Origin of the sequence: Paenibacillus sp. yr247 (assembly GCF_900103825.1) — a bacterium.
Classification (GTDB): Bacteria; Bacillota; Bacilli; order Paenibacillales; family NBRC-103111; genus Paenibacillus_E.
This window is the reverse complement of the sequence record NZ_FNIF01000001.1, coordinates 549,417-571,095: the sequence shown is the minus strand read 5'-3', so window position 1 is coordinate 571,095 and position 21,679 is coordinate 549,417. Positions and strand designations below refer to the sequence as shown.

The following is a 21,679-nucleotide window of genomic DNA, read 5'->3' as shown; positions in this document are numbered from 1 at the left end:
ATATGAAAAAGCTATTTGTGAGCTCAATTGCCCTCACAATCGTGCTTAGTACGCTTCCAACTATGTCGGCTGCAGCTCAAAACCCTTCTGGGGAGCAGCTGCAAACCCTTTCTCTGCAGAAAGCAGATGAGAAAGAAAAGGGCCGTCATGGGCGGAAATGGCCAATTATTGAAGAATCCGCTACTGTCATCGGCGTTGACAAAGAAGCGTTAGTGAAATCGCTGAAGAACGGCAAAAGTATTGTAGAAGCAGCAGCAGATAAAGGGATTAGTGAAGCCGACTTAACCGCCAAGCTTCAGCAGCTTCGGACTGGAAAGATCGAAGTAGCCGTGAAAGACGGCAAGCTGACAGCCGACCAAGGCGAGCATATGAAGCAAAAGCTCGGTGAACATTTGAAGTTCATCCTTAATGAGAAGAACTTGTTAGACAAACATGATGGACGAGGTAAGTGGCTCAAGTTCGGACTCAAGCCTGACACGGAGAAGCTCGCTAAGACGCTCGGTCTGAGCAAGGACGAGCTTCACGCTCAACTCCAGTCAGGCAAATCGCTGGCTGAAATTGCCCAGTCTAAAGGCATTTCAAAGGACAAGCTCGTGGCATCCATCAAGGAGCAGCTAACCCCTTCGATTGAGAAATGGGTCGACCATAAGAAAGATGCAAAAGTAAAAAACTGACAGGCAAGAGATACAAAAAGGCATCCCTAAGGGTCCCTAAGGGATGTCTTTTTGTGTTACCAGTACCACTTTAATTTTTTGTAAAATGAGTGATTACTCACTTCACAAATACATATAGATAGCGTATGATATGTTCATCAAGAAAATGAGTGATTACTCACTTTCAGAAAGAGGTGCATGATTCTGTCAACAGATCTATCTATTCAAGTCAATGGTGTCAGCAAACAATTTGGTGACAAAGTTGTTCTGCAGAACATCACATTAGCCGTACCTAAAGCACAGATTTTCGGACTTCTCGGCCCTTCCGGATCAGGTAAAACAACGCTTGTGCGACTGATTGCAGGCATAGATGCTCCCACATCAGGTACCGTTCATGTGCTAGGCCAACTCATGCCTCAATTAACGATGTTATCGAAAATCGGTTACATGGCACAATCCGATGCCTTGTACGCCGAGTTAACCGCTCAAGAAAATCTAGAATTTTTCGCTTCTTTATATGGGTTATCAGGGACTAAGCGAAAACAACGTATTCATGATGTCATGGAGCTCGTGGATCTGGGATCTCATTTGAAGAAGCAGATTTCGAATTATTCAGGCGGAATGAAGCGCCGCTTATCGCTTGCCGCCTCTTTGCTGCATGAGCCCGGCATTCTGATTCTCGATGAACCAACAGTTGGTATTGATCCTGTGTTAAGGAAATCGATTTGGGAAGAGCTAACGAATCTTAGCCAGAAGGGGACGACAATTCTTGTAACCACTCACGTGATGGACGAAGCCGATAAATGTCATCAGCTTGGTATGATTCGAGACGGCATGCTCACAGCTGTTGGAACGCCAAATGAGCTGAAACAAGCCACATCCTCCTCTACGCTTGAAGAAGCATTCCTCTATTATGGAGGGGCCAAATAATGAGAATTCGTGCGATTGTCATCCGCATTTTGCGCCAGTTTTTTCACGATAAACGAACATTAATGATGATGCTTGTAGCTCCAATGTTGATTCTTTTCATGATGTCATTGGTATTTAATGGAAACACTTATGTCCCTAAACTAGGCGCTGTTGATCTCCCCGCACCCTTGGTTCAAAAACTGCAGGACCTGAATGCTAACGTTACCACCTTTACGGCAGATAATGCCCAAACCGAGCTCGAGGCTGTGCGTTTAGATGCTATCATTGCGATGAATGGGGCAGCACTTCAAGTAACATTAGAAGGTAGTGACCCGAGCAAAAATAAGGCTGTGCTCTTCCTGCTTCAAAAAGCTTTACAAAGCGCCATTCCTGCGAATTCTAATTCATTAGCGCCAAGCATCACTTATTTGCATGGGTCTGCCGATATGGCCGCTTTTGATAATTTCGGTCCTGTTCTTATTGGTTTTTTCGTCTTTTTCTTCGTCTTCCTGCTCTCTGGTGTTTCCTTCCTGAGGGAACGAACCGGTGGAACCTTAGAGCGACTCCTGGCCACACCCCTTCGTCGGTGGGAAATCGTTGTCGGCTATATCTTGGGTTTTGGTATCTTCACAACGCTTCAAGCCACGCTTATCGCTTGGTTTGCGACTAGTGTACTCGGCCTTATGTTGGTCGGCTCTTTCTGGTATGTTCTGCTGATCACTGTCCTACTCGCGCTGGCTGCATTATCGCTGGGAACACTCATTTCAGCTTTCGCGAATAATGAATTCCAGATGATTCAATTCATTCCGCTCATAATCGTTCCTCAGGTATTCTTCTCAGGCTTATTCAGCCTCGATACAATGTCCGTATACCTTCGCTGGATCGGAGTCGTGATGCCGCTCAAATACGGCGCAGATGCCCTTCGGAATATAATGATTCGCGGTGCAGGCTGGGATCGCATTGGGTTGGACGTTCTCGTGCTCACGGCATTCACGATTTGCTTTATGATTTTAAACATATTGGCAATGAGGAAGCAACGTAAGATATAATGAAAAAATGTGATCCTTAAAAAAAATACAATCTAGCTTACCATGCTTGTATTGTTAAAGCAAAACTCAGTTAATGCTAACGATGCAAGTTTTACTTACGAAAAACTCTAAGGAGGTGAATGCAATGTCCGAAATCGAGCCATGGTTAAATGAACTGCTGCGTCTGAATGACGAAGAAGAGAAAATGACTGATAAACAGATAAAGATTGTTCAAGCGGCTGTGGAGATTTTCTCCGAGAAAGGATTTGCAGGCTCCTCTACCAGTGAAATTGCCCAGAAAGCAGGCGTAGCGGAAGGAACGATTTTCCGTCACTATAAGACGAAAAAAGAATTGCTGTTATCCATTGTCGCCCCCATTATGACGAAGCTTATTGCTCCGTTCGCTGTGAAAGACTTCACCAAGGTGTTGGAAGCGGAATATCCAACTGTTGAACAATTTTTACGAGCTATAATTGTGAACAGGTTGGAATTTGCCCGCAAAAATTTCCCAGTGATCAAAATTTTTATGCATGAAATTCCTTTTCATACTGAGATGAGAGAACAATTTAAGGAAACCGTTGCTGTCTTGGTGCTGGAAAAAGCTTATAAAGCCATTCGACACTTTCAGGCTGAGGGTCAATTAGTTGAACTTCCAGCAGCTTCGAGTATGCGATTGATTGTATCAACCATTTTCGGCTTCCTGATTACCCGATTTCTATTGGTGCCGGACGCGGATTGGGATGAAAAGCAAGAAATCGAATATACAATTGATTTCATCATGCACGGTTTAGCGCCACGCAAACCTTAAGATTCTAAAAAAAGCTGTATACTAGTCTCCCCTATTTGGGAAGCTAGTGTACAGCTTTTTTCATCAATTAAGCAGTTTGCTGAGCTCGCGTCTGACGATCGATAAGCACGAAGCGTTGCAGCAGCATGATCGCTGCCAAGCAGAGCACGCCGCCGATGATAAATGGCAGCGAATGTGCAATGGCGAACACCGCTCCTCCAAGGAGCGGGCCGGCAATGCGGCCCAGACTGTCCATAGAGGAGCTGAGGCCCGTCGCTACGCCCTGCCCTACTTTTGTGCGCTGAGTAATCAGCGAAGTCACACAAGGGCGTATGAGCGCGTTACCCGCGCCAAAGACCGACAAGTAAATGGCAGCGGTCACTACGCTGCTCGAGTACAGCAACAGGAAAAAGCCAGCTGCTGATAGCAATAATCCGATGCCGATTACGGTTTGCTCGGCACCCTGTTTGACTAAGCGGCGAACAACACCGCCTTGGATTACGGCCCCAACGATGCCGCTGGCTAAGAACATCATGCCGATATCGAATGGCGTTGCGCCAATCTTGTCCATTTGATAATACTGAAGTGTTGCTTCCAAGCCTGCTAATGTAAAAGAAACGAAGAACGATAACACATAGAGGTACTTCGAAGCCCCAGAGAACGCTGTCCATCTGGATGGCGCTTTCTCTTTTTTGGAAGTCCGTTTTTCTGAAGGCAAAGATTCTTTCAAGATGGCAAATGCAAAAACAAAGGATGCAAGTGCAAGTGCAGAAGCTACGAAGAAAGGAAGGTAAGACCCCCAACGGCTTAAAATGCCGCCAAGTGCTGGGCCAAAGATAAAACCTAAGCCAATCGACATCCCTACCATGCCCATACCTTTCGTCCGATTCTCAGCGGTTGTAATGTCAGCCACATATGCCACAGCACAAGCTGTTGCTGCTCCTGAGAATAAGCCGCCCAAAATACGGGATACATACATAATCCACAGATGACCAGCTGCGAATCCGAATATCAAAAAGCTTACACTGAACCCGAGTAGGCCGATTAATATAATCGGTCTGCGTCCAATCCGATCGGAAATCCCCCCCCATATCGGTGACATTAGGAATGAGGCCGCAGAGTAAACTGATAACAGCAGCGCGTTATGATATTGAGCACCTGCACTCTTAACAACTTCTGGAAGAACAGGGATGATAATACCGAAACCTACGAATATAGTCATTAACAACAGCATGATGATTCCAATCTGTTTATTCATGATGCTTTTGATCCTCCAAACGAAACATTTTCCCTTATCGTACCACACCTTTTTTGGGGATGGAAATGAACATTTGAAGAACAAGCAGCAGCACCATAACTAAGCCACTCATCAAGAATGGCGCATGATAGCCATACACATCCCACAGCTTGCCAGAAACAATCGGACCGATGATCATCCCTAAGCCCTCAATTGTCAGGAAAAAGCCCCACACGGCTCCTCTTTTCTCAGGTGGAATGGCTGAGGCAATGAGCGCATTCCAAGATGGAATAATAAAGGCATAGCCGACCCCAAGTACAGCAACCAAAACATAAAGCAGCGCCATTGACTTTGCGAATGTAAAGAGCAGAAGTGCAGCAGCGCTTAGCATAAAACCAACAATCAAAAATGGTCGAATGCCTAGGCGATCAACGAATTTTCCCATTGGAACTAAGAAAATGACCGTAACCGCTCCACCTGCTATGAGAAACATGCTGTACTGAAAAGAAGAAAGCTTCAACACCTCTTTGGCATACAGTGTGAGAATTGGTGTCAGTATCCCCAGAGCAAACGTTTGTGCGAACATGGCCGGGAAAAGCAGTGGGCTTACAGTCATGGAACTTCGAACTTCACTTAGATACGTCGAGACTCGTTGCATGAGAGATGCAGAAGCTCTGCTGTGAACAACTGCTTTCTTCATCTTGTCCTCACCCTCCATGCTGACTGCGTCATGCTTTCTGGGAAGCATTAGCGCTACAAGTACCACAACCGTCATACAGCCAATTAATAACCGAAATGCTGATCTATAATTACTTTCTCCCACGAAAAAGTTAATGGCCACCGGACCCAGGCCAACTCCCGAAAGCCAGGCCATATAGACAACACTCATGATGGTAGCTTTACCCTCTTCACCCGCCACTTCCGTCGTGCCTGTGATCACACAGGGCCATAGCGGTGCTGTACCAAAACCAAGCAGTGCACATCCAATAATCATCCATATATATTGGGAAGTCGTTGCGATAAGAATAACCGAAACAAAAGCCATGAGTACACCAGTGAGCATAGTTGTTCGGTATCCTAACTTGTCAATGATCCAGCCAACGGGTGTACGAAGCACATTATCTCCAATATATTGAGCCGCTAGCGTCCACCCAATAATAAAAGCTGAGGCACCTAGCGTTGTTTTCATATAAACCGGCAAAATCGTTAAAAGCAGGGCTCCCTTCACAAATTCGACGACAAACATAATAATTAACAATTCCATCACAAATGGGGAAAACAATCTATTTTTCCGCCATTTTTGCATCCAAATCATAAGATTTCTCCTTATATTGGCGTATTTTAACAAGTTACTGTTAGTTTTACCTGAATTAGCACAAACTATTTTCGAAAAATTAGCTTGCATGAAATCTCTAGTTTGATATACTCATTTTGTTTGTTGCAACTTTCGACAAGCAATCCACGATAGAAGGGAAGCGATAATCAGGTGGATCATACCCGTACCCCCCTGTTCACTGCACTGCTCGCGCATGCTGAGAAAAATCCAATTCAGTTCCATATTCCTGGCCATAAAAAAGGAGTCGGCATGGACCCGGAATTTCGTTCCTTTATTGGGGACAATGCCCTGTCCATCGACCTCATCAATATAGCACCGCTGGATGACCTCCATCAACCAATGGGCGTGATTGAGGAAGCCCAGAAGCTTGCTGCGGACGCCTATGGTGCCGATCATACTTTCTTCTCCGTACAAGGGACAAGCGGAGCTATAATGACGATGATTATGACGGTCTGCTCCGAAGGCGATAAAATTATCGTTCCACGGAATGTACATAAATCGGTTCTGGCCGCTATTATTTTCGTGGGCGCTAAGCCGGTATTCATCCAACCTGCCCGTGACAAAAACTTGGGTATCGATCATGGAATTCCGACTCGGTCTGTTCGCAGAGCACTCGAGAAGCATCCCGATGCCAAAGCAGTTCTGGTCATCAATCCGACCTACTATGGCGTTTGTACCAATCTCAAAGAGATCGTTGACCTGGTTCACAGTTATAACATGCCGGTCCTCGTGGATGAAGCGCATGGCGTGCTCATTCATTTCCATGACAAGCTGCCTATGTCCGCTATGGAAGCAGGAGCCGATATGGCCGCAACAAGCGTACATAAGCTGGGCGGTTCCATGACGCAAAGCTCAGTCCTCAACGTGAAAGGGACTCGTGTAAATCCGAAACGGATTCAGACGATTATTTCCATGCTCACCACAACGTCAACTTCTTATATTTTGCTAGCTTCTTTAGATACAGCGCGTAGACATTTAGCATTGAATGGTCAAGAAATGGCGGAACGCACAATCGGGCTTGCTCAATATACCAGAAAGCAGATCAATGAAATTTCGAATCTCTACTGCTTTGGTGAAGAGATTTTGGGTGAAGAAGCTACTTACGACTATGATCCGACGAAAATATGCGTACATGTGCGTAAACTCGGCATAACTGGCTTTGAAGTCGAGAATTGGCTCCGTGATCATTACAATATTGAAGTTGAGATGAGCGACATGTATAACATCCTGTGCCTTATTACGCCTGGGGATACTCCTGAGAACATCGAGACGTTACTTGAAGCACTTCGTGAGCTCTCCCATATGAATGATGATGTTGTAGAAGTGAAAGAGGTTGTTATTAAAGTTCCAGCGATTCCTCAGTTAACACTAACACCAAGGGACGCTTTCTATGGCGAAACCGAAATACTTCCTTTCAAAGACGCGGCTGACCGCATTATTGCCGAATTCATCTATGTGTACCCGCCTGGTATTCCGATTCTGCTTCCAGGTGAAGTAATCACCCAAGAGCTTATTGATTACATTGTGGAGCATGTAGAAGTCGGATTGCCTGTGAAGGGGCCTGAGGACCGCAGTGTTCAGAATGTGAAAGTGATCGTTGAGACACAAGCGATATTCTAATCCTTCCGCCTTACGAGGGATATATTGTAAAACCGATTACATGATGCTATGATGTTGGTGATGTTTAGCGAATGAGGTGAACAAGGAATGGCTCAAAGCGCTTATATAAAATTCGTAACAGGTTCCACGGTTGCCGCACTCTCCTTAGATGAACTGAAGGAGAAACTGCTGCATTACCGTGATCAGCTCAGTCAAACAGCCAAGCAGCTTGGCTGGGAGTATGACGAAGCAGGATTCCCCTATACCATTGAGACGAAGCCGGAAGGCGAAGGCAAGTGGTTCTATCTGAAAGGTATCAATCCTCTATACAAATACATAGTGATTGGTGTCGGTAATGAACAGAACCAAGAGGAAGAACGGCATTATGTACAAGTCGTATTACCTGATGATGCCACGCATGGCGACAAGAGCAAAGGCAATGAATTCTGCAAATACCTTAGTAAACTGCTGAAAGCCGAACTTCATCTATTCAACGGCAGAATTATGTATTTCAATCCTAGAAAATGAAGCTTTGCAAACAGAAACCCCCTAACAGATAAATCTGCTAGGGGGTTCTTATGTATAGCTCTTATTCTTCGTCTTCTTGAGCTACGATATCATTGTAAATAGTTACTACACGTTCCCATTCTTCTTCATCTTCAATGTTAACAAGAAACGCATCCTCGTCTTCTTCTTCAACACGGAAAATAACACCGTCAGCTTCAGGATCATTACGATCGAGCAAAACAGCATACGCCTGCTCTTGAGATTGGAAGGTATACACCATTACCATCTCATGCTCTTCACCGTTCTCGTCCGTTACGATAAAAACATCTTCCCCTTGCTCGTGATCGTGGTCACAGTCCGGGCCGTGTACATGATCATGCTTATCATCGCTCACAGGCAGAACCTCATTTCGTCGAATAATTAGTTACCTAATTATCCTAACATTTTCATAATAAGAGGTCAAACCACTTTCTGCTCTGCTTTTCCTACTCGGATTGAATCTGCTTCTCAGAGACGACCGAATAGTCACTTGCCCCATCTTGTTTCATAGCAAATTTAACAACGTACGTACCTTCTTCATCAAAAGAAACCCCATACAAAGGTACTTTCAGCCAAAATGACTCTTTCGATTCAGCGATCGATTTCACAACCGGTGTAACAACGCTCTTCCCGCTTGGCGATACGATAGAAACCTTCACGGAATTAATGCTCGTCTTCAAATTGTCAACTTGAGCAAAAACAATAAAATCTGCTTCTTTACCGCGTTCTACAACACCAAACGGAACAATTGCAGAATCCTTACGCACTTCAGTCGTAAAGAATAAGTGTACGTTCGGTTTGTATAAGTAGGCGGTCTTATTCGAGTTTTCCCATTTCACCAATGCATGAAGCGCATCACTTACAGCGCGTAACGGCAATACGGTATTGCCATCCACGATAAGAGGTGGAACATCTGAATCGCCGAACTCTGATGTCTTGTCGTTTACGACCAATCGGGCAATGTTATAACCCTTAAAATCCCCCCATATCGAAGAGGCCACCACTGCAGCCGTGCTTAGAACAAAAAACACCAGCATCAATGCAAATATCCGCTGAACTTTCATCCTTATTACCTCCAGCTCTCGTTAGTAATCTTTCTGTCTGCATCTTTATACTCCGAAGGTAAAGAAGAGTTGCGATGATTTTATAATTTTGACAAAAAAGCAAGAACACGTTGTGTGTAAGCTTCCGGCTGCATCTGATATGAGCCGACATGGCCCGCTTTTTTTGTAATCCACAGTTCAAATGCATCCGGGTGTCGGCTCCACATCGCTTCACTATTGGACCAAGGAATAGCATCATCGTCTTGACTATGAATGAACAGAATCGGCCTAGGATAAATGTGATCGACTGCAGCAAGCGCATCCACTTTGCGAGGGTTAATGCCAATCAACCTTGGTAAAATGGTTAAAATTAAAGGAGTAAATGGAAACCGTGGGAGGTTTGACCACACCGGCAAGTTATCTCTCAAATAAGGACTAAGCTGACTAAAAGCACTGTCTGTAATTACCCCCAAAACAGCTGGTTCTTCAGCTGCTGCTAAGATTGATGTACTGCCGCCCATCGAGAATCCAATTAAGCAGATTTTACTGGGAACATGCTCGTGAACCCATTTGATAGCACCTAATACATCTTGATTTTCCAAATAGCCAACCGTTGTCAGGCTGCCTTCTGAGTTCCCTGAATTACGGAAATCAAACATGAGCACATGATAGCCCGCGGCTACGATTGATTTGGCCAATGCCAACGCTGGAAGTCCTTTTTCCAGACGAGTTCCTGCGTATCCGTGGGACATGATAACGGTCATTGGATTCGCATCGGTTGGAGCAATTGGGGATTTAAAAAACCATCCATCTAATAGAACATCACTAGTCTGGCTTGGGAATGTGATATCCTGTTTGTGCAAGCCATAATGCTCAGGGAGATCATCGACAGGCTTACGCTTCGGATGTGTGAGCTGCCAACCAACATAGGTTGATATACCTACCAAAGCCGAACCTATAAGAACTAACAGTATACTACCAATCAACCAGATCATGGATATAATCAACACCTTTTAATGAGATGAAAATGATAGAATTGAAGCGCAAGCATATACTGGTTGAAATTCGGCAACCTCCCATGCTACATTAGAAAAAAATGGTTTTTGTCGAATTATGGAAGGCGGCTGAATGAGTTTGCAAATTCAAATGTTGGGAACCGGCAGTGCGTTTGCCAAATCATTTTACAATACTAGCGCATTAATCCGTTGTAATGAGATGAACATACTAATCGACTGTGGTTTTACAACACCAAAATCACTTCATGACATCCACATACAACCTGACAAAATCGATGGAATCATCATTTCACATATTCATGCCGATCATGTAGGCGGTTTAGAAGAAATCGCCTTTCGCATGTTATATGAATATAAGAATAAGAAAACAAGGCTTTTCCTAACCAAATCAATAGCAAGTATCCTCTGGGAAAACACGCTGAAAGGCGGCATGTATAATCCTGCAGATGGCTATAACAGTCTCGAGGATTATTTCGAAGTCATCCTTATTGAGGAGAATGTGCCTGTTGAAATAATTCCAGGGCTATTCATTGAATTCATCTCGACTCTTCACATCCCCTACAAACCCAGCTACTCCCTTTTTATCAATCATCGGACGTTCTATAGTGCAGATGCCCGATTCGATGAGAACCTTCTTACTCAAGAAGTCATTGGAAAAAGAAATTGTCATACTATTTTACACGATTGCCAATTAAGCGGCCATGGTTTTATCCATGCTACCCTTGAAGAATTACTTACATTGCCTAATCATATACAAAAGAGGGTTTATCTCATGCATTATGATGACATTATGAGGAATTTCATTGGAAAAACAGGCTGCATGACCTTCATACACCAGCATGAAATCATTGAAATTCCTGAATAATTATTTTTCGACCAGAACCTAAGGTGTATAACGTCCTTAAGGTTCTTTTTTCGTTAAATTCCGTGTTTATTTCTTAATCTTTTTGCCAGTAAGCAGGGATTTAGTTACCAGACAGAGAACATGTCACTGGGGTGTAAAATTAGGTCATTCTTTCATTCAGGAGATGATATGGTGATTCTTAATTGGATTCTTATTGGCTATTCGTTCGTTTTTTGCCTATCTACGACGATCTTACATACAGCAATTAACATTCCCTTTCTCATCCTGACTTTGTTACTTTATATAGTAAGTCTAATGGGGCGAGCTCAGCATGCGGCTTTCCCCTGGATTCGCCTAATTCTAATCGGTTTGATCCATTACATAGGTAATTCGAGTTTTTGCCTGCCTATCTACATACTAACGCTTTTCCGAGATATTTATACAGAAGAAAATCGCAAAAAATCGTGGATATTAGTTGCGTCCTATGCTCTCATCTTTTTATTCAATGTTTACTTGGTTAAAGGCCCTTCAGGATTACTATGGGTCTATGCTCTAAATAGTATGCTTGATTTTACAGCGGTAGCCTTACTTACCCGAGCGACTTACTCCACGTTCACACAAGCAGATCGACTAAAAAAAGAACGAAATCTATATTCGCAACAGGATTCGTTAACTGGGTTATACAATTATGAAGAATCTCACCGTAGACTAGAACTATTAATCCGGCAGAAACAAGGTCTTGTCCTTATCCTTATCGACTGTACCGATCTGAAGGCGATGAATACGAGTCGCGGATTTCAAGCAGGAAATTTCATTTTGAAGCAAATGGCTGAGCTTCTACAAATATTATTTAAAGACGCTCTCTTTATCGCTCGATATGGTGGTGATGAGTTCGCAGTTGTTATGCCGCTCATTCAAGAACATCTTTCAACAGCCTCCTTCAAGCTAAAGCTTGATTCTGAGCTTCCTAAATTGACCGGTATTCAAATCACGTATGGTATTGCTTCCTATCCGTTGGATGGCTTAACAAAGGATGATCTTATCTTATTAGCTGAGAATAATTTATTTATGAAGAAGCGTGAATCATGGTTAAAGCGGGAAGAACATATGCTTAGGTCTGACAAGCTGAGGGTCATCGGTGAGTTGGCTTCCGGGATGGCTCATGAAATCCGCAACCCGTTAACAACAGTAAAAGGTTTTTTACAGATTTCCAAAGCAAACGGTTATAATATTGAAAATTGGTATTCGTTGATTATGGATGAAATTAATCGGATGAGTGACTTAACGGCTGAATTCCTTCAATTCTCAAAACCCCATAGTATCGACTTCCGAGTCCATTCTCTCCATGAATGTGTACTCAAGGTCATTGCCTTGATGGAATCGGAAGCAACTCGTTTCGGACATCAAATTCATTATAAAGAATCAATGAATCCTGTCTTCGTATTGATGGATCAAGATAAAATGATACAGCTATTGCTAAATATTATTAAAAATGCTTGCGAGGCTATGGAAGAAAATGGTGTCGTTCATATGCAATTAAGCCTGGATCCGAAAAACGCAACTATGGTCATAGCGGATAACGGACCAGGTATTCCTACTGAACAATTGGAGAAAATCTTCCATCCCTTCTTCACTACGAAAGCAGCAGGCACTGGACTTGGTTTATCTATTTGTTACAAAATCGTTCAAGATCATCAAGGCACCTTGGAGGTTGAGAGCGAACTAGGAATAGGCACACGATTTATCATAACATTTCCATTAGCTGAAAAAGACTCAAACGTAGAAAAAGCCGCTAATAACTAAAGCGGCTTTTTCATTCTTACATGCAGAATACCAGCATCATAGAAAGGTTCATCAGAGATGACCTGATATCCCAACTGATTATAAAAGCCCTCTGCTTGACACTGCGCATCTAAGATCGCAGATGAACAATTCATTTCGCGAGCCTGCTGTTCCATGGCAAGAATAATTTGTTTGCCAAGTGATCGGCCTCTATATTCTTTCAAAACAGCAACACGCTGCAATTTGGCTGTTTGGGGTTGGTATTCATACCAACGAGCTGCTGCAACAGGTTGATCTCCATCTGAAATAAGAAAATGATGGCATGCTTCAGGTGATTCATCTTTCTCATCCATCTCCAAATGCTCCGGCACTTGCTGCTCGTCCACGAACACTTTGAAGCGCACTTTAAAACAATCTTGCAGTTGATCTTGGGTTGTAACGCGAATGATTTCCATGTGGACTTCTTCCTTTCTTCGAACGTTCCTTGATCTTATCTCATTCAAGAAAAGTTGTCCACATGCGCTAAACTTTCCTAATTTTTTTCTCCAGCATATAACTCAAGGCGCCTATTGCGATACCTAGAAGCGCTCCTCCAGCTACTTCTCTTGGTAGATGGCCTAAGCTTTCTTTTAGGGCTTTACGTCTGCGAGTATGATACAAACCAGGATGTTGTTTAGCCAATCGTTCGACTTGCTCATCGAGGTCATTCACTTCAATAGCAATTTCTCCAGCTGCTCGCCGAATCCCCATCGCATCATACATGACAACGGCTCCGAAAACCGAACTCACGGCGAAATCAATCGCAGAAATTCCTCTTTTCATCGCAATATAGGTTGCAAGGGCAGATACACCCGATGAGTGAGAACTTGGCATCCCTCCTGTTTGGATCATTTGCGACCAATCCCACTTTCTAGTCTTTATATACGTAAGGGGCATTTTTATTGCTTGAGCGATTCCAATTCCAATCATTGCTGTCGTCAATGCTCGATTCATTTCCTTCACCTCACTTCTAGCATCCATCACAGGTTTAGATTCTATTCGCAAATTTTGATACAATAGAAATGTGATTAATAAGTTTTCCTATGTAAAACTCGAAGGAGTGTTAAATGATGAATATCGCTTTTTTCCTATTACCTAAATCTGAGGTCATTACAACGACATTGCAAACAACGCTTCGCCAAACCCTAGAACGAATGGAATATCATCGTTACACGGCCGTACCCATCCTATCCGACGATGGTCATTATGTAGGTACCGTTACCGAGGGAGACTTATTGTGGTTTCTTAAAAATTCGGACGGAATTGGCTTCGATAATGCGCACCGTCACATGCTGGCCGAAGTTCCTCTGCGTGTGCAAAATAAACCGGTTCATATTCATGCTGATATGGTAGATCTCATCGATTTGGCCAAAGTGCAAAATTTCGTGCCAATTGTAGATGATTCCGATAAATTCATCGGCATTGTACGAAGAAGTGAGATCATCGAATACTGCGCGAAGCAAATGATATTTAAATCCCCCTCCGCTGCAGGAGAGAGGTAGTCCAGGCGTTACGTACCAGATAAATGGTTTGCGTAATCAAATACGCGCTTGCTAGCATAAGAAATGGAAGCATCCCATACACATATCGATCTACCGGAATGAACATCAGGTGGATACTTAAGAACATGAGAAAAGCAACCATTAAGTAATGAATTGCTGGCTTCCGAATGCCGAAAATAAACATACCAATATTACCCAAAGCTATTAAAAAGGTGTGTAAATGTATCAGTGTATTCGCATACCATACAGGTACGGAATAAGGATAAGGTCCCACCCACATCGTTTTGAAAAACACGTTTAATTTCCCAACCATCATCCATTTAATCCATAATAACGGCTCCTCCATCAAACCTTCTTTTATCCGTCTAATGCCTTCTGCGAATTGATGATCCTTATCGATATGGTCCCAATCAATTGTGCCTCGGAAGTAAGGGTCCGTTCCTCCTAGGAACGGATTGCCCGCTTCCCCTTTGGCGATGAAAATAAACGAATGAAAAGTTATCCAATTCCTTATCCACCATGGCATCATGCATTGGTTTTCTCCATTTTCTTTGTTTTCACCCAAAGAAACACATTAGGAATAACCGCTAAAGGAAGTATATTCGGGCGAATGAGAACGCAAAGGCCAAGCAGAAGACCCATCCCTAGATGATCCCGCCATTTGTTATCCTGTATGATGCGAACCTGCATGTAGAGTAATCCTGTAAAAACAGTCAGAAACGGAACCTCCGTCAAAATGAGTGAAGTTGACCAGACGTAGGAAGGATACACCGCGGCGAACCCGCTGGCGATAAGTCCTGTTATCGGATGAAACAACCGCTTCCCAATCAGAAATAGGAACAGAATTGCGCCCAGTGAGATTCGTGTACTCCAATTGATCCCACTCGAGTGGTGGGTAATCAGCCTCAAGCACATAGTGAAGGCGTAAATATAAGGCCGCGGCCATGAGCAGCAGCAAGCCGAGCCAAACTCCGCGTTTCATCTATCTTCTTCTCCCCAATACCTATTCGGCTAACAGAAAGGCGCCTCCAACTAAAAAAAGCAGCCCTAACCATTGCGAAGATGTAAACGTTTCCTTAAGTACTAACCCCAGATTATGTATTCCGTTTAATGGCGTTCGATTGAGCGCTATTTTCCATGTAATTTGACTGCAAACCAGCAAACATACATTAAGGAGAACGATGAAAAGCGGAGCCATCAGCATCATTTAGATCCCTTTGCTCGTAATTGTTCCTGCAGAAGTGCGACTTCTTGAATAAGTCGGGTTAGTTTGCTGTGGAGCTTAGATATGACAAGTGTTTTTGTCAGAAAACGAGAACCGATACAGCAATCGACCTTTCTTGATACGATTGGATCAATAATGTGAGACAACGCTCGGGGATCATGTTGACCATCAGCGTCGATCTGAACGGCAATGTCATAGCCATTCCTTGATGCATATATGAAACCCGTTTGCATGGCATCACCGATGCCTAGATTAACAGGCAAATCAATCACAGCCGCATGCTGTGTCTCGCGGGAAACCGCTGAGGTATGATCCGTGGAACCATCATTAACCATTCCCTTACAGTGGTTACCATCCTTAGCCATTTCTATTTCCAAGCATACCCTCTTCATCTTGGAATTAAACTTGATAAATCAGGTCCCTCAGATCTTGGATTCGACCAACAAAAATCTCGCATGAGCGGCTACCAGGCAAATCCCTACTTTTGAGTTTGGGAAACGAGAGTAGAATCGGGGTACATTGTTTCAGAGTATTTGTTCGACTTTTAATGCAAAAAAAAAAGAATGGGGGCTGGATCCCATCCTTCCGTTGTAGCGTCAAGTAACCACTACACGATTAACACTTCCGTTCTTTTGGATAAAGAAAAAGCTAACAAATGCCGCGTCCATACCTTCCAAAAATAGAATCTGGATCCGATGGGCTTTGGATTGGACTATAGAGCACATCACTTTGGAAATGTAGAGGAAGAATGGAGAGCGTTGCAATCTCTCTATCCTGAGTTGGAATTTCGTGTTAGTATCTTTATGAAACTTGAAGGCTTAGGCGTTGTTAAGTAAAATGGATGGGATTGGCAACTGTTTCAATTGTAGGATCGACAAGACATGTACGTTCAACTTCATCTTCTTGTGCTTGTTCTGATTGCCATTTTTGCAATTGAATAGGCTGAATTCCAAGTTGACTCATCACATGATTAATATCGATTTCTATCATTACTCCTACACCCCATCTATGGTTTGTCTCTTCCTCTTTGTCTCCTCTTTACTTTATCGGTCATTCACTCTTCTGTAAATAAGTGCATATTGTCGAATCACCTAAAAAATCAATAAAACCTATTTTAATAATACTTAATCAAAAGAGTCGGGTTTCGACAAAAAAGAAAAAGAGCTGCTTTGTGCGGCTCTTTTGTTCTTTAGAATGACATTTTACATTATTGTAATTGTCCATTCGACGACGCTTTGGAAGAAACAAATTCACTCGCCCAATCGACCATACCATTCATTAAAGTCAGTATTAGATTGACCGCATCTTTCTCTGTTAATGTTCCATTCGATTGACTGCTTACGTATTGGGACGTTTTTTGCTCTAATTTCTCTACAAGGTCCTTTATTTTTAATAATTCATTGGCTAAGTCCGTTACTTGCTGCCCGCTGGTGTCGACTTGTCCTGCCTTTATACTTTGGTTCTGATCCTGTCCTTGGACTTGGCTTTGGTTTTGGCCCTGGTTCTGATCCTGCGCCTGTTGTTGATTGCCGTCAGTAGCTTGCTGTTGACCTTGGCTTCCTTGTGAGCCATTGATGAGCATCTTTTTTACTTGCTCGAGTTCGATGAGCACCAAATCATTTTGTTTTGTTAGTTCATCCATTTGAAGCTTGAGATCCTGTGTTTTGATCATGTTGTCAAGAATGCTCCTTCCATTATTTCACGGCACCGCAAGCAATTCGTTTCCCTGAATTACCGGTTGGATCCGTCTTCAGATCATCTTCTTTCTCATGAATCACCAGACTGGTCCCCCCTTGCTTGAGCAATGAGTTCGATTTGTTCGGAAGCATCACCACGGCCTTGGTAATGGCATTGAACTTCCCGTTTCCCTGTTCATCTACGACTAGATTTGGGAGATCCCCGGCATGGGCACCTTTCGGATTAAGAAAGCCATGCTCCTTCTTCATCGGGTTGAAGTGGGCTCCAGCCGATTCAAAACTTGGTGCCTCGCAAATCGCTTTTTCGTGAAAGTGAAGTCCATGGAGGCCTGGTGTCAGCCCGCTAACTTGGAGTTCAATCTGAACCCCTTCCTGAACAGATGTCAACTTGGCAGTCCCAATGGATTGGCCGCTCATACCGATTAATGATACTTTCAGCTCTGATGGTGGTGATGCAGCTTCTGTTGTCGCTGCGCTCTTAACGTTTTGACAACCGGTAAGCGCAAGCAGCCCCAAACTGACAGTCATGATGATAGTAAGTGATTTCATACAGTGATGATCCTCCCTAGAACTTGGCATACATAATCTACCCTTAGGATGCACAACTGCATTACGCTGTAACCGTATCAAAAGAACAAATTTTTCATAATAAACGCTATCCATAACAAAAAGCCTGCAATCTCTCGATTGCAGACTTTTGATGCCCTTCATTCCAGCTATAAAATTGTCATGAGCTTCGCTATTATTTGCAGATTCTCTAACTTCCGCTTGTAGAAATGGAACTCTACCTTCGTATGCTCGACTGCATCTTCCATTCGCAAAACTTGCTGCTGCAATTCTTTGGTGTGCGGCCACATCTCCGCTTGGCGGTGGAGCTCGTTCTTCCCTGTGACCAGACCGTCACCAATGACTTCACATTCTTTGGTTACAAGTTGATGCTTTGCCCAGGCCAGTTCAGATACCGCATCCACATAGATCGCTTCTGCTTGTTTAAGCAATTCGGGTACTAGTTGTAGCTCCAAAATAACATCCGACCGATTCATTCGGATTCCTCCTATCAGCTTAGCAAATAATGAACTTTTGCTGCTTTGCCTCATGTATATTCATAGAAAAATAAAACATGCTTATTAGAGATATCCGGCGAAAATAAGTTGTTATTACACTCTTTTCGACTTATATTGCCATGGCAATTCTTCAAGGTATGACAAACCGATTAAGATTACATTAAATCTATCAAGACCCCCTCTTCCCTACTTGTATAGCCTGATAGAAGTAGTTACAATGATACTATACGTATCGAAGGAGGTGACAAATATGAGCCAAGAGGAAGAAGTAGTATCCCAAAATGAAGAAGAAATCGTCGAAGAGTCCACCGAAGAAGTGGTGAGCGAAGAAGCGGTTGAAGAAGTTGCTGCTGCGGAAGAAAGCACGGAATCCGAAGAGGAATAATACATATCTTTCAAATATAAGTTCCCCCCATCCTACCGGATGGGGGTTTATTGCTTTATAGATAACTTTTCCCGACTAGAAGGTACTAATGAATTGTTAAAATTTTTTTTATTTTCGCGAATAAATTATCCGAACATTCAAATAATACTGGTGTACCAAAAAAAAGGAGATGATTTTGAATGGCTAGAAACAACACTTTAGTCGTACAACAAGCAAAGGCAGCATTGGATCAACTGAAGTATGAAGTCGCTCAGGAAATTGGTGTACCTCTCTCCCCAACTGGTTACAATGGTAATTTGGCAACACGTGATGCTGGTGCCATTGGTGGTAACATCACGAAGCGGTTAGTGCAAATAGCTGAGCAACAGCTTTCCAGCTTCAAACGCTAATCCTTTGATGTAGGAGCAAGCACAAAAAGACTGATTCACTCGATCCTCCTTAGAGTGCAATCTAGTCTTTTTCTTTTTTTCTTCGAATTTGTCAAAGGAGTGTTAACCATGACCGAACAATATGAAATATTCCGTGATCCGTACCGCATGCTAATTCTTTTGGCTACATTAGTTAGTGAACAAAAAGGTGAAAAAGCTCTCCAATTTGACAACGTACCGTATTTTGAGAACGATACGTATCTTATCCAGAACGAAAAGTTTGTATACAAAAAAAATTCCTACCGAAATTACCTGGTTCCAATACCTATGAAGAGACATTGCATGCAATAAAGACTATACCCGTAAGGAATACATCAAAATGTTCGTTAATTGCCTTGCTTCTCTCTACAACATCTCATAATACATACGCTGAGGCTGTATATGACAGTCTCTTTTTATTACACATTGAAAATTTTCTTGGAAAGGGCATACATAGCTCTTAAGTGACAGTAAACAAAAAAAGCGCTGCCTAACGGAATCTTCCATCTAGACTAGCGCTGCTCTTTGAAGCATTATTTCTTTTTTACTTCTTCTACAAACACGTCACTTGCGTCACGGTTACTTCCAAGCTCAAGAATCGTATATTTCTTATCGCCAATCATGATGACATCTTCCACTTCTGGAAGCGGATCACCTAAATATACGGTGCCCAAATATACATTACTGCTCTTCAAACGTAAATTCCATCGATGTTGTTGTTTCGTCATTTCCCTGTTCCTCCCAAGCTCTAATGTCATCAAGTTACCATAAATCAAGTCAAGATGAAAGCCCCACTATCAAACATCCTCATTAATATGATACATTAATGTCATGATCGTCCAGAAAGGTTGACAACTACCATGACTACAAAAGGCCTAACAAATGATGAACTCTCTATCCTACTATCCAAAAATAACGAAGTCTTTCACGGCACAATGGAGAGCTTATCTTTTATTCCCAGGTCCAAAAAGAAGCGCAAAGCGCACCACATTTTAGATAAGCTGTTCCGATTTTGGCGCAATTAAGCTAAAAAAAACTTGTATTGACAATAATAAAAATCCTTGGTATATTACTAATTGTCCTCAAAAAACGACTTGTTAGCTCAGCTGGGAGAGCACTATCTTGACAGGGTAGGGGTCAGTGGTTCGAGCCCACTACAGGTCATACATTCAACCCCTTGGTATTCAAGGGGTTTTTGCTTGTTTATATTCACATGAAGGTATTCTATAATGCCTTTTGGAGCGAATTTGGTGCGAATAACTTCTCTCCTATTAGGAAGGCGCTCCTCATTTGGAAGGGTTTCCTAATTTGTCTTCTACAACAGCAAAAAGCCCGACGGGGATTAACCGTCAAGCTGGTGTATATTGAATGTTAATTATAGTACACGGCGTGCCGTAGCGTAATTGTTGCTCCACCAACCGCTGTTCATATCCGAGATCGTGACGCCTGGACTACCGTAGGTGTGAAGAACTTTACCGTTACCGATATAGATACCTACGTGGTGAATCGGCGAATAAAAGAATACCAAGTCGCCGGGTTTCAGTTGATTCCGAGGCACGAACTTACCTACTTGCGATTGTGCATGAGCAGTACGTGGCAAGTTGATCCCATATTTCTTGAAAGCGAATTGCGTGAATGAAGAACAGTCAAAAGTACGAGTGTTTCCTGACGTTGAACCGAATCGATATGGTGTGTGCATATAGTGTTCACCAGTAGAAATGATATTATCCGAAATCGAAGCGGCGTGAGTTGTTGTTGGTGAAATCGCCATGGCGCCGCCTATGAAGACGGATAAACTCAGAGCAAAAGTCGCGATAGTTTTATAGGCTTTTTTCATGATGTGTATCCTCCCTTTGTTGGCTCAATGGCCTGTGTTTTGTTGACCTGTTACCACTATAACACACGATTTACATCCGAAAATTTACCACTATGTCTGTTAAAGTAGGAGTGGTAACAGTTCAACCGACTTTATTAGAGTTTGATGAGAACTGTATGAGACGTATCTTATTGACACTTGAGCGGGAAATAAAACAGCCCAACAGGTTGACCTGTCAGGCCGCGCATTACGTTTATTGACTTCACGTACAATATAAAAAAGAGCAAAAGGCTCTTTAGACTGTCATTTGATACTCACTTCACTATTCCTGCTCTCAAGTTAGTAACGCCAAATTCCAAATATCCTTTTAAACAGGTCAACATATAAACCCAACCTTCTTTATTATCTACCAACTTACTAATTAGTTCATCATCATTTTCATTAAAACCTTCTTCGTTAATTTCAATAATTGTACTCGTATTATCCAACTCTTTCAGCGTAATTGTAACAACATGACCTTCCTCATTTGCACCCCACTGGAAAACGATTTTCTTATTTAGTTCGATTTCCATTACTTTTATGTCTACTTGTGCATCGTATTCATCATATCTCAAGGTAATCGTCTTGCCTTGTTCCAATCTTCCAGAACCCGATGAAAACCAATAATTAGACATTTTTACAGGGTCAATAATAGCGTCAAATACTTCATTAATGGGCTTTACTATTTTAAATTTCGTAAGGTTGTTCATACTAAATCAACTCTC

General features: G+C 42.7%; 29 protein-coding genes and 1 tRNA gene. 13 read left to right on the top strand and 17 right to left on the bottom strand.

The window, feature by feature from the left end:
• The first annotated feature begins 2 nt into the window (after positions 1 to 2).
• The 4 genes from BLT91_RS02605 (at position 3) to BLT91_RS02590 (ending at position 3,398) form a co-directional block, all read left to right on the top strand.
• Positions 3 to 674 carry a hypothetical protein gene (locus BLT91_RS02605; RefSeq protein WP_217635170.1) on the top strand — a complete coding sequence of 224 codons (672 nt, stop codon included), beginning with the start codon at positions 3 to 5 and terminating at the stop codon, positions 672 to 674.
• 177 nt (positions 675 to 851) lie between these two features.
• Positions 852 to 1,583, top strand: coding sequence for an ABC transporter ATP-binding protein (locus BLT91_RS02600; RefSeq protein WP_090816252.1), 732 nt, complete (start codon positions 852 to 854; stop codon positions 1,581 to 1,583).
• Complete coding sequence (locus tag BLT91_RS02595; protein WP_090816250.1) at positions 1,583 to 2,611, top strand: ABC transporter permease; 1,029 nt, start codon at positions 1,583 to 1,585, stop codon at positions 2,609 to 2,611. The genes BLT91_RS02600 and BLT91_RS02595 overlap by 1 nt, the downstream gene beginning before the upstream one ends.
• Before the next feature lie 124 nt (positions 2,612 to 2,735).
• Entirely contained in the window at positions 2,736 to 3,398 is a 663-nt protein-coding gene (locus BLT91_RS02590; RefSeq protein WP_090816248.1) for a TetR/AcrR family transcriptional regulator, read from the top strand.
• A 67-nt stretch (positions 3,399 to 3,465) separates the two neighbouring features.
• On the opposite strand, the gene BLT91_RS02585 is transcribed toward BLT91_RS02590, so the two are convergent.
• A complete protein-coding gene (locus BLT91_RS02585; RefSeq protein ID WP_090816246.1) occupies positions 3,466 to 4,635 on the bottom strand; it encodes an MFS transporter in 1,170 nt (389 codons plus the stop codon).
• A 34-nt stretch (positions 4,636 to 4,669) separates the two neighbouring features.
• Positions 4,670 to 5,929 carry an MFS transporter gene (locus BLT91_RS02580; RefSeq protein WP_090816244.1) on the bottom strand — a complete coding sequence of 420 codons (1,260 nt, stop codon included), beginning with the start codon at positions 5,927 to 5,929 and terminating at the stop codon, positions 4,670 to 4,672.
• A 171-nt stretch (positions 5,930 to 6,100) separates the two neighbouring features.
• On the opposite strand from BLT91_RS02580, the gene BLT91_RS02575 reads away from it, so the two are divergent.
• Positions 6,101 to 7,570, top strand: a complete 1,470-nt coding sequence (locus BLT91_RS02575) for an aminotransferase class I/II-fold pyridoxal phosphate-dependent enzyme (RefSeq protein ID WP_090816242.1) — start codon at positions 6,101 to 6,103, stop codon at positions 7,568 to 7,570.
• 87 nt (positions 7,571 to 7,657) lie between these two features.
• Positions 7,658 to 8,077: a DUF1885 family protein gene (locus tag BLT91_RS02570; RefSeq protein WP_090816240.1), complete on the top strand. Its 420-nt coding sequence runs from the start codon at positions 7,658 to 7,660 to the stop codon at positions 8,075 to 8,077.
• 61 nt (positions 8,078 to 8,138) lie between these two features.
• On the opposite strand, the gene BLT91_RS02565 is transcribed toward BLT91_RS02570, so the two are convergent.
• The 3 genes from BLT91_RS02565 to BLT91_RS02555 all read right to left on the bottom strand — a co-directional run bounded on the left by BLT91_RS02565 (position 8,139) and on the right by BLT91_RS02555 (position 10,133).
• Positions 8,139 to 8,450 (bottom strand): DUF1292 domain-containing protein, encoded by a 312-nt coding sequence (locus BLT91_RS02565; RefSeq protein ID WP_090816238.1) that lies wholly within the window; start codon positions 8,448 to 8,450, stop codon positions 8,139 to 8,141.
• Positions 8,451 to 8,541: 91 nt separating this feature from the next.
• Positions 8,542 to 9,159 carry a stalk domain-containing protein gene (locus BLT91_RS02560; RefSeq protein WP_090816236.1) on the bottom strand — a complete coding sequence of 206 codons (618 nt, stop codon included), beginning with the start codon at positions 9,157 to 9,159 and terminating at the stop codon, positions 8,542 to 8,544.
• A gap of 80 nt (positions 9,160 to 9,239) precedes the next feature.
• Positions 9,240 to 10,133: an alpha/beta hydrolase gene (locus tag BLT91_RS02555; protein ID WP_090816233.1), complete on the bottom strand. Its 894-nt coding sequence runs from the start codon at positions 10,131 to 10,133 to the stop codon at positions 9,240 to 9,242.
• Positions 10,134 to 10,266: 133 nt separating this feature from the next.
• On the opposite strand from BLT91_RS02555, the gene BLT91_RS02550 reads away from it, so the two are divergent.
• Both BLT91_RS02550 and BLT91_RS02545 read left to right on the top strand, forming a co-directional pair.
• Entirely contained in the window at positions 10,267 to 11,019 is a 753-nt protein-coding gene (locus tag BLT91_RS02550) for an MBL fold metallo-hydrolase (protein WP_090816231.1), read from the top strand.
• 168 nt (positions 11,020 to 11,187) lie between these two features.
• Positions 11,188 to 12,801: an ATP-binding protein gene (locus BLT91_RS02545; protein WP_254776756.1), complete on the top strand. Its 1,614-nt coding sequence runs from the start codon at positions 11,188 to 11,190 to the stop codon at positions 12,799 to 12,801.
• On the opposite strand, the gene BLT91_RS02540 is transcribed toward BLT91_RS02545, so the two are convergent.
• Together BLT91_RS02540 and BLT91_RS02535 are read right to left on the bottom strand one after the other, a co-directional pair.
• A complete protein-coding gene (locus tag BLT91_RS02540; RefSeq protein WP_090816229.1) occupies positions 12,798 to 13,235 on the bottom strand; it encodes a GNAT family N-acetyltransferase in 438 nt (145 codons plus the stop codon). The two genes, BLT91_RS02545 and BLT91_RS02540, sit on opposite strands and share 4 nt — an antisense overlap.
• 67 nt (positions 13,236 to 13,302) lie before the next feature.
• Positions 13,303 to 13,773 carry a divergent PAP2 family protein gene (locus tag BLT91_RS02535; RefSeq protein WP_090816228.1) on the bottom strand — a complete coding sequence of 157 codons (471 nt, stop codon included), beginning with the start codon at positions 13,771 to 13,773 and terminating at the stop codon, positions 13,303 to 13,305.
• 116 nt (positions 13,774 to 13,889) lie between these two features.
• Between BLT91_RS02535 and BLT91_RS02530 the strand changes: the two genes are divergently transcribed.
• The gene (locus tag BLT91_RS02530; protein ID WP_090816226.1) at positions 13,890 to 14,321 is read left to right on the top strand and encodes a CBS domain-containing protein; all 432 of its coding nucleotides are present in this window, start codon (positions 13,890 to 13,892) and stop codon (positions 14,319 to 14,321) included.
• Here the strand turns inward: BLT91_RS02530 and BLT91_RS02525 are convergent.
• From BLT91_RS02525 to BLT91_RS02495, 7 genes are all read right to left on the bottom strand, one after another.
• Positions 14,290 to 14,850: a hypothetical protein gene (locus tag BLT91_RS02525; RefSeq protein WP_090816224.1), complete on the bottom strand. Its 561-nt coding sequence runs from the start codon at positions 14,848 to 14,850 to the stop codon at positions 14,290 to 14,292. The genes BLT91_RS02530 and BLT91_RS02525 overlap by 32 nt on opposite strands.
• Entirely contained in the window at positions 14,847 to 15,236 is a 390-nt protein-coding gene (locus tag BLT91_RS33770) for a glycosyltransferase family 39 protein (RefSeq protein ID WP_090816222.1), read from the bottom strand. Before BLT91_RS33770 ends, BLT91_RS02525 begins: the two co-directional genes overlap by 4 nt.
• A gap of 288 nt (positions 15,237 to 15,524) precedes the next feature.
• Positions 15,525 to 15,923 carry a glycosyltransferase family 2 protein gene (locus BLT91_RS02510; protein WP_254776754.1) on the bottom strand — a complete coding sequence of 133 codons (399 nt, stop codon included), beginning with the start codon at positions 15,921 to 15,923 and terminating at the stop codon, positions 15,525 to 15,527.
• Positions 15,924 to 16,374: 451 nt separating this feature from the next.
• The gene (locus BLT91_RS31210; RefSeq protein WP_175532055.1) at positions 16,375 to 16,536 is read right to left on the bottom strand and encodes a hypothetical protein; all 162 of its coding nucleotides are present in this window, start codon (positions 16,534 to 16,536) and stop codon (positions 16,375 to 16,377) included.
• A gap of 217 nt (positions 16,537 to 16,753) precedes the next feature.
• On the bottom strand, positions 16,754 to 17,218 hold the full coding sequence (locus tag BLT91_RS02505) for a hypothetical protein (RefSeq protein WP_090816215.1): 465 nt from the start codon (positions 17,216 to 17,218) through the stop codon (positions 16,754 to 16,756).
• Positions 17,219 to 17,240: 22 nt separating this feature from the next.
• On the bottom strand, positions 17,241 to 17,792 hold the full coding sequence (locus tag BLT91_RS02500; protein ID WP_090816213.1) for a superoxide dismutase family protein: 552 nt from the start codon (positions 17,790 to 17,792) through the stop codon (positions 17,241 to 17,243).
• Positions 17,793 to 17,959: 167 nt separating this feature from the next.
• A complete protein-coding gene (locus BLT91_RS02495) occupies positions 17,960 to 18,286 on the bottom strand; it encodes a hypothetical protein (protein WP_090816210.1) in 327 nt (108 codons plus the stop codon).
• A 271-nt stretch (positions 18,287 to 18,557) separates the two neighbouring features.
• Between BLT91_RS02495 and BLT91_RS33410 the strand changes: the two genes are divergently transcribed.
• The 3 genes from BLT91_RS33410 (at position 18,558) to BLT91_RS02485 (ending at position 19,411) form a co-directional block, all read left to right on the top strand.
• Positions 18,558 to 18,692, top strand: a complete 135-nt coding sequence (locus BLT91_RS33410; RefSeq protein ID WP_302847446.1) for a hypothetical protein — start codon at positions 18,558 to 18,560, stop codon at positions 18,690 to 18,692.
• 179 nt (positions 18,693 to 18,871) lie between these two features.
• Complete coding sequence (locus BLT91_RS02490) at positions 18,872 to 19,081, top strand: alpha/beta-type small acid-soluble spore protein (RefSeq protein ID WP_029196083.1); 210 nt, start codon at positions 18,872 to 18,874, stop codon at positions 19,079 to 19,081.
• 108 nt (positions 19,082 to 19,189) lie between these two features.
• Positions 19,190 to 19,411, top strand: a complete 222-nt coding sequence (locus tag BLT91_RS02485) for a hypothetical protein (protein ID WP_254776753.1) — start codon at positions 19,190 to 19,192, stop codon at positions 19,409 to 19,411.
• Positions 19,412 to 19,632: 221 nt separating this feature from the next.
• Here the strand turns inward: BLT91_RS02485 and BLT91_RS02480 are convergent, their stop codons facing one another.
• The gene (locus tag BLT91_RS02480; protein WP_079420361.1) at positions 19,633 to 19,827 is read right to left on the bottom strand and encodes a hypothetical protein; all 195 of its coding nucleotides are present in this window, start codon (positions 19,825 to 19,827) and stop codon (positions 19,633 to 19,635) included.
• A 363-nt stretch (positions 19,828 to 20,190) separates the two neighbouring features.
• On the opposite strand from BLT91_RS02480, the gene BLT91_RS02475 reads away from it, so the two are divergent.
• Positions 20,191 to 20,263, top strand: a tRNA-Val gene (locus BLT91_RS02475).
• Positions 20,264 to 20,474: 211 nt separating this feature from the next.
• On the opposite strand, the gene BLT91_RS02470 is transcribed toward BLT91_RS02475, so the two are convergent.
• On the bottom strand, positions 20,475 to 20,936 hold the full coding sequence (locus tag BLT91_RS02470; protein ID WP_090816209.1) for a C40 family peptidase: 462 nt from the start codon (positions 20,934 to 20,936) through the stop codon (positions 20,475 to 20,477).
• A gap of 293 nt (positions 20,937 to 21,229) precedes the next feature.
• Positions 21,230 to 21,664: an SRPBCC family protein gene (locus BLT91_RS02465; protein ID WP_090816207.1), complete on the bottom strand. Its 435-nt coding sequence runs from the start codon at positions 21,662 to 21,664 to the stop codon at positions 21,230 to 21,232.
• Positions 21,665 to 21,679: the final 15 nt, after the last annotated feature.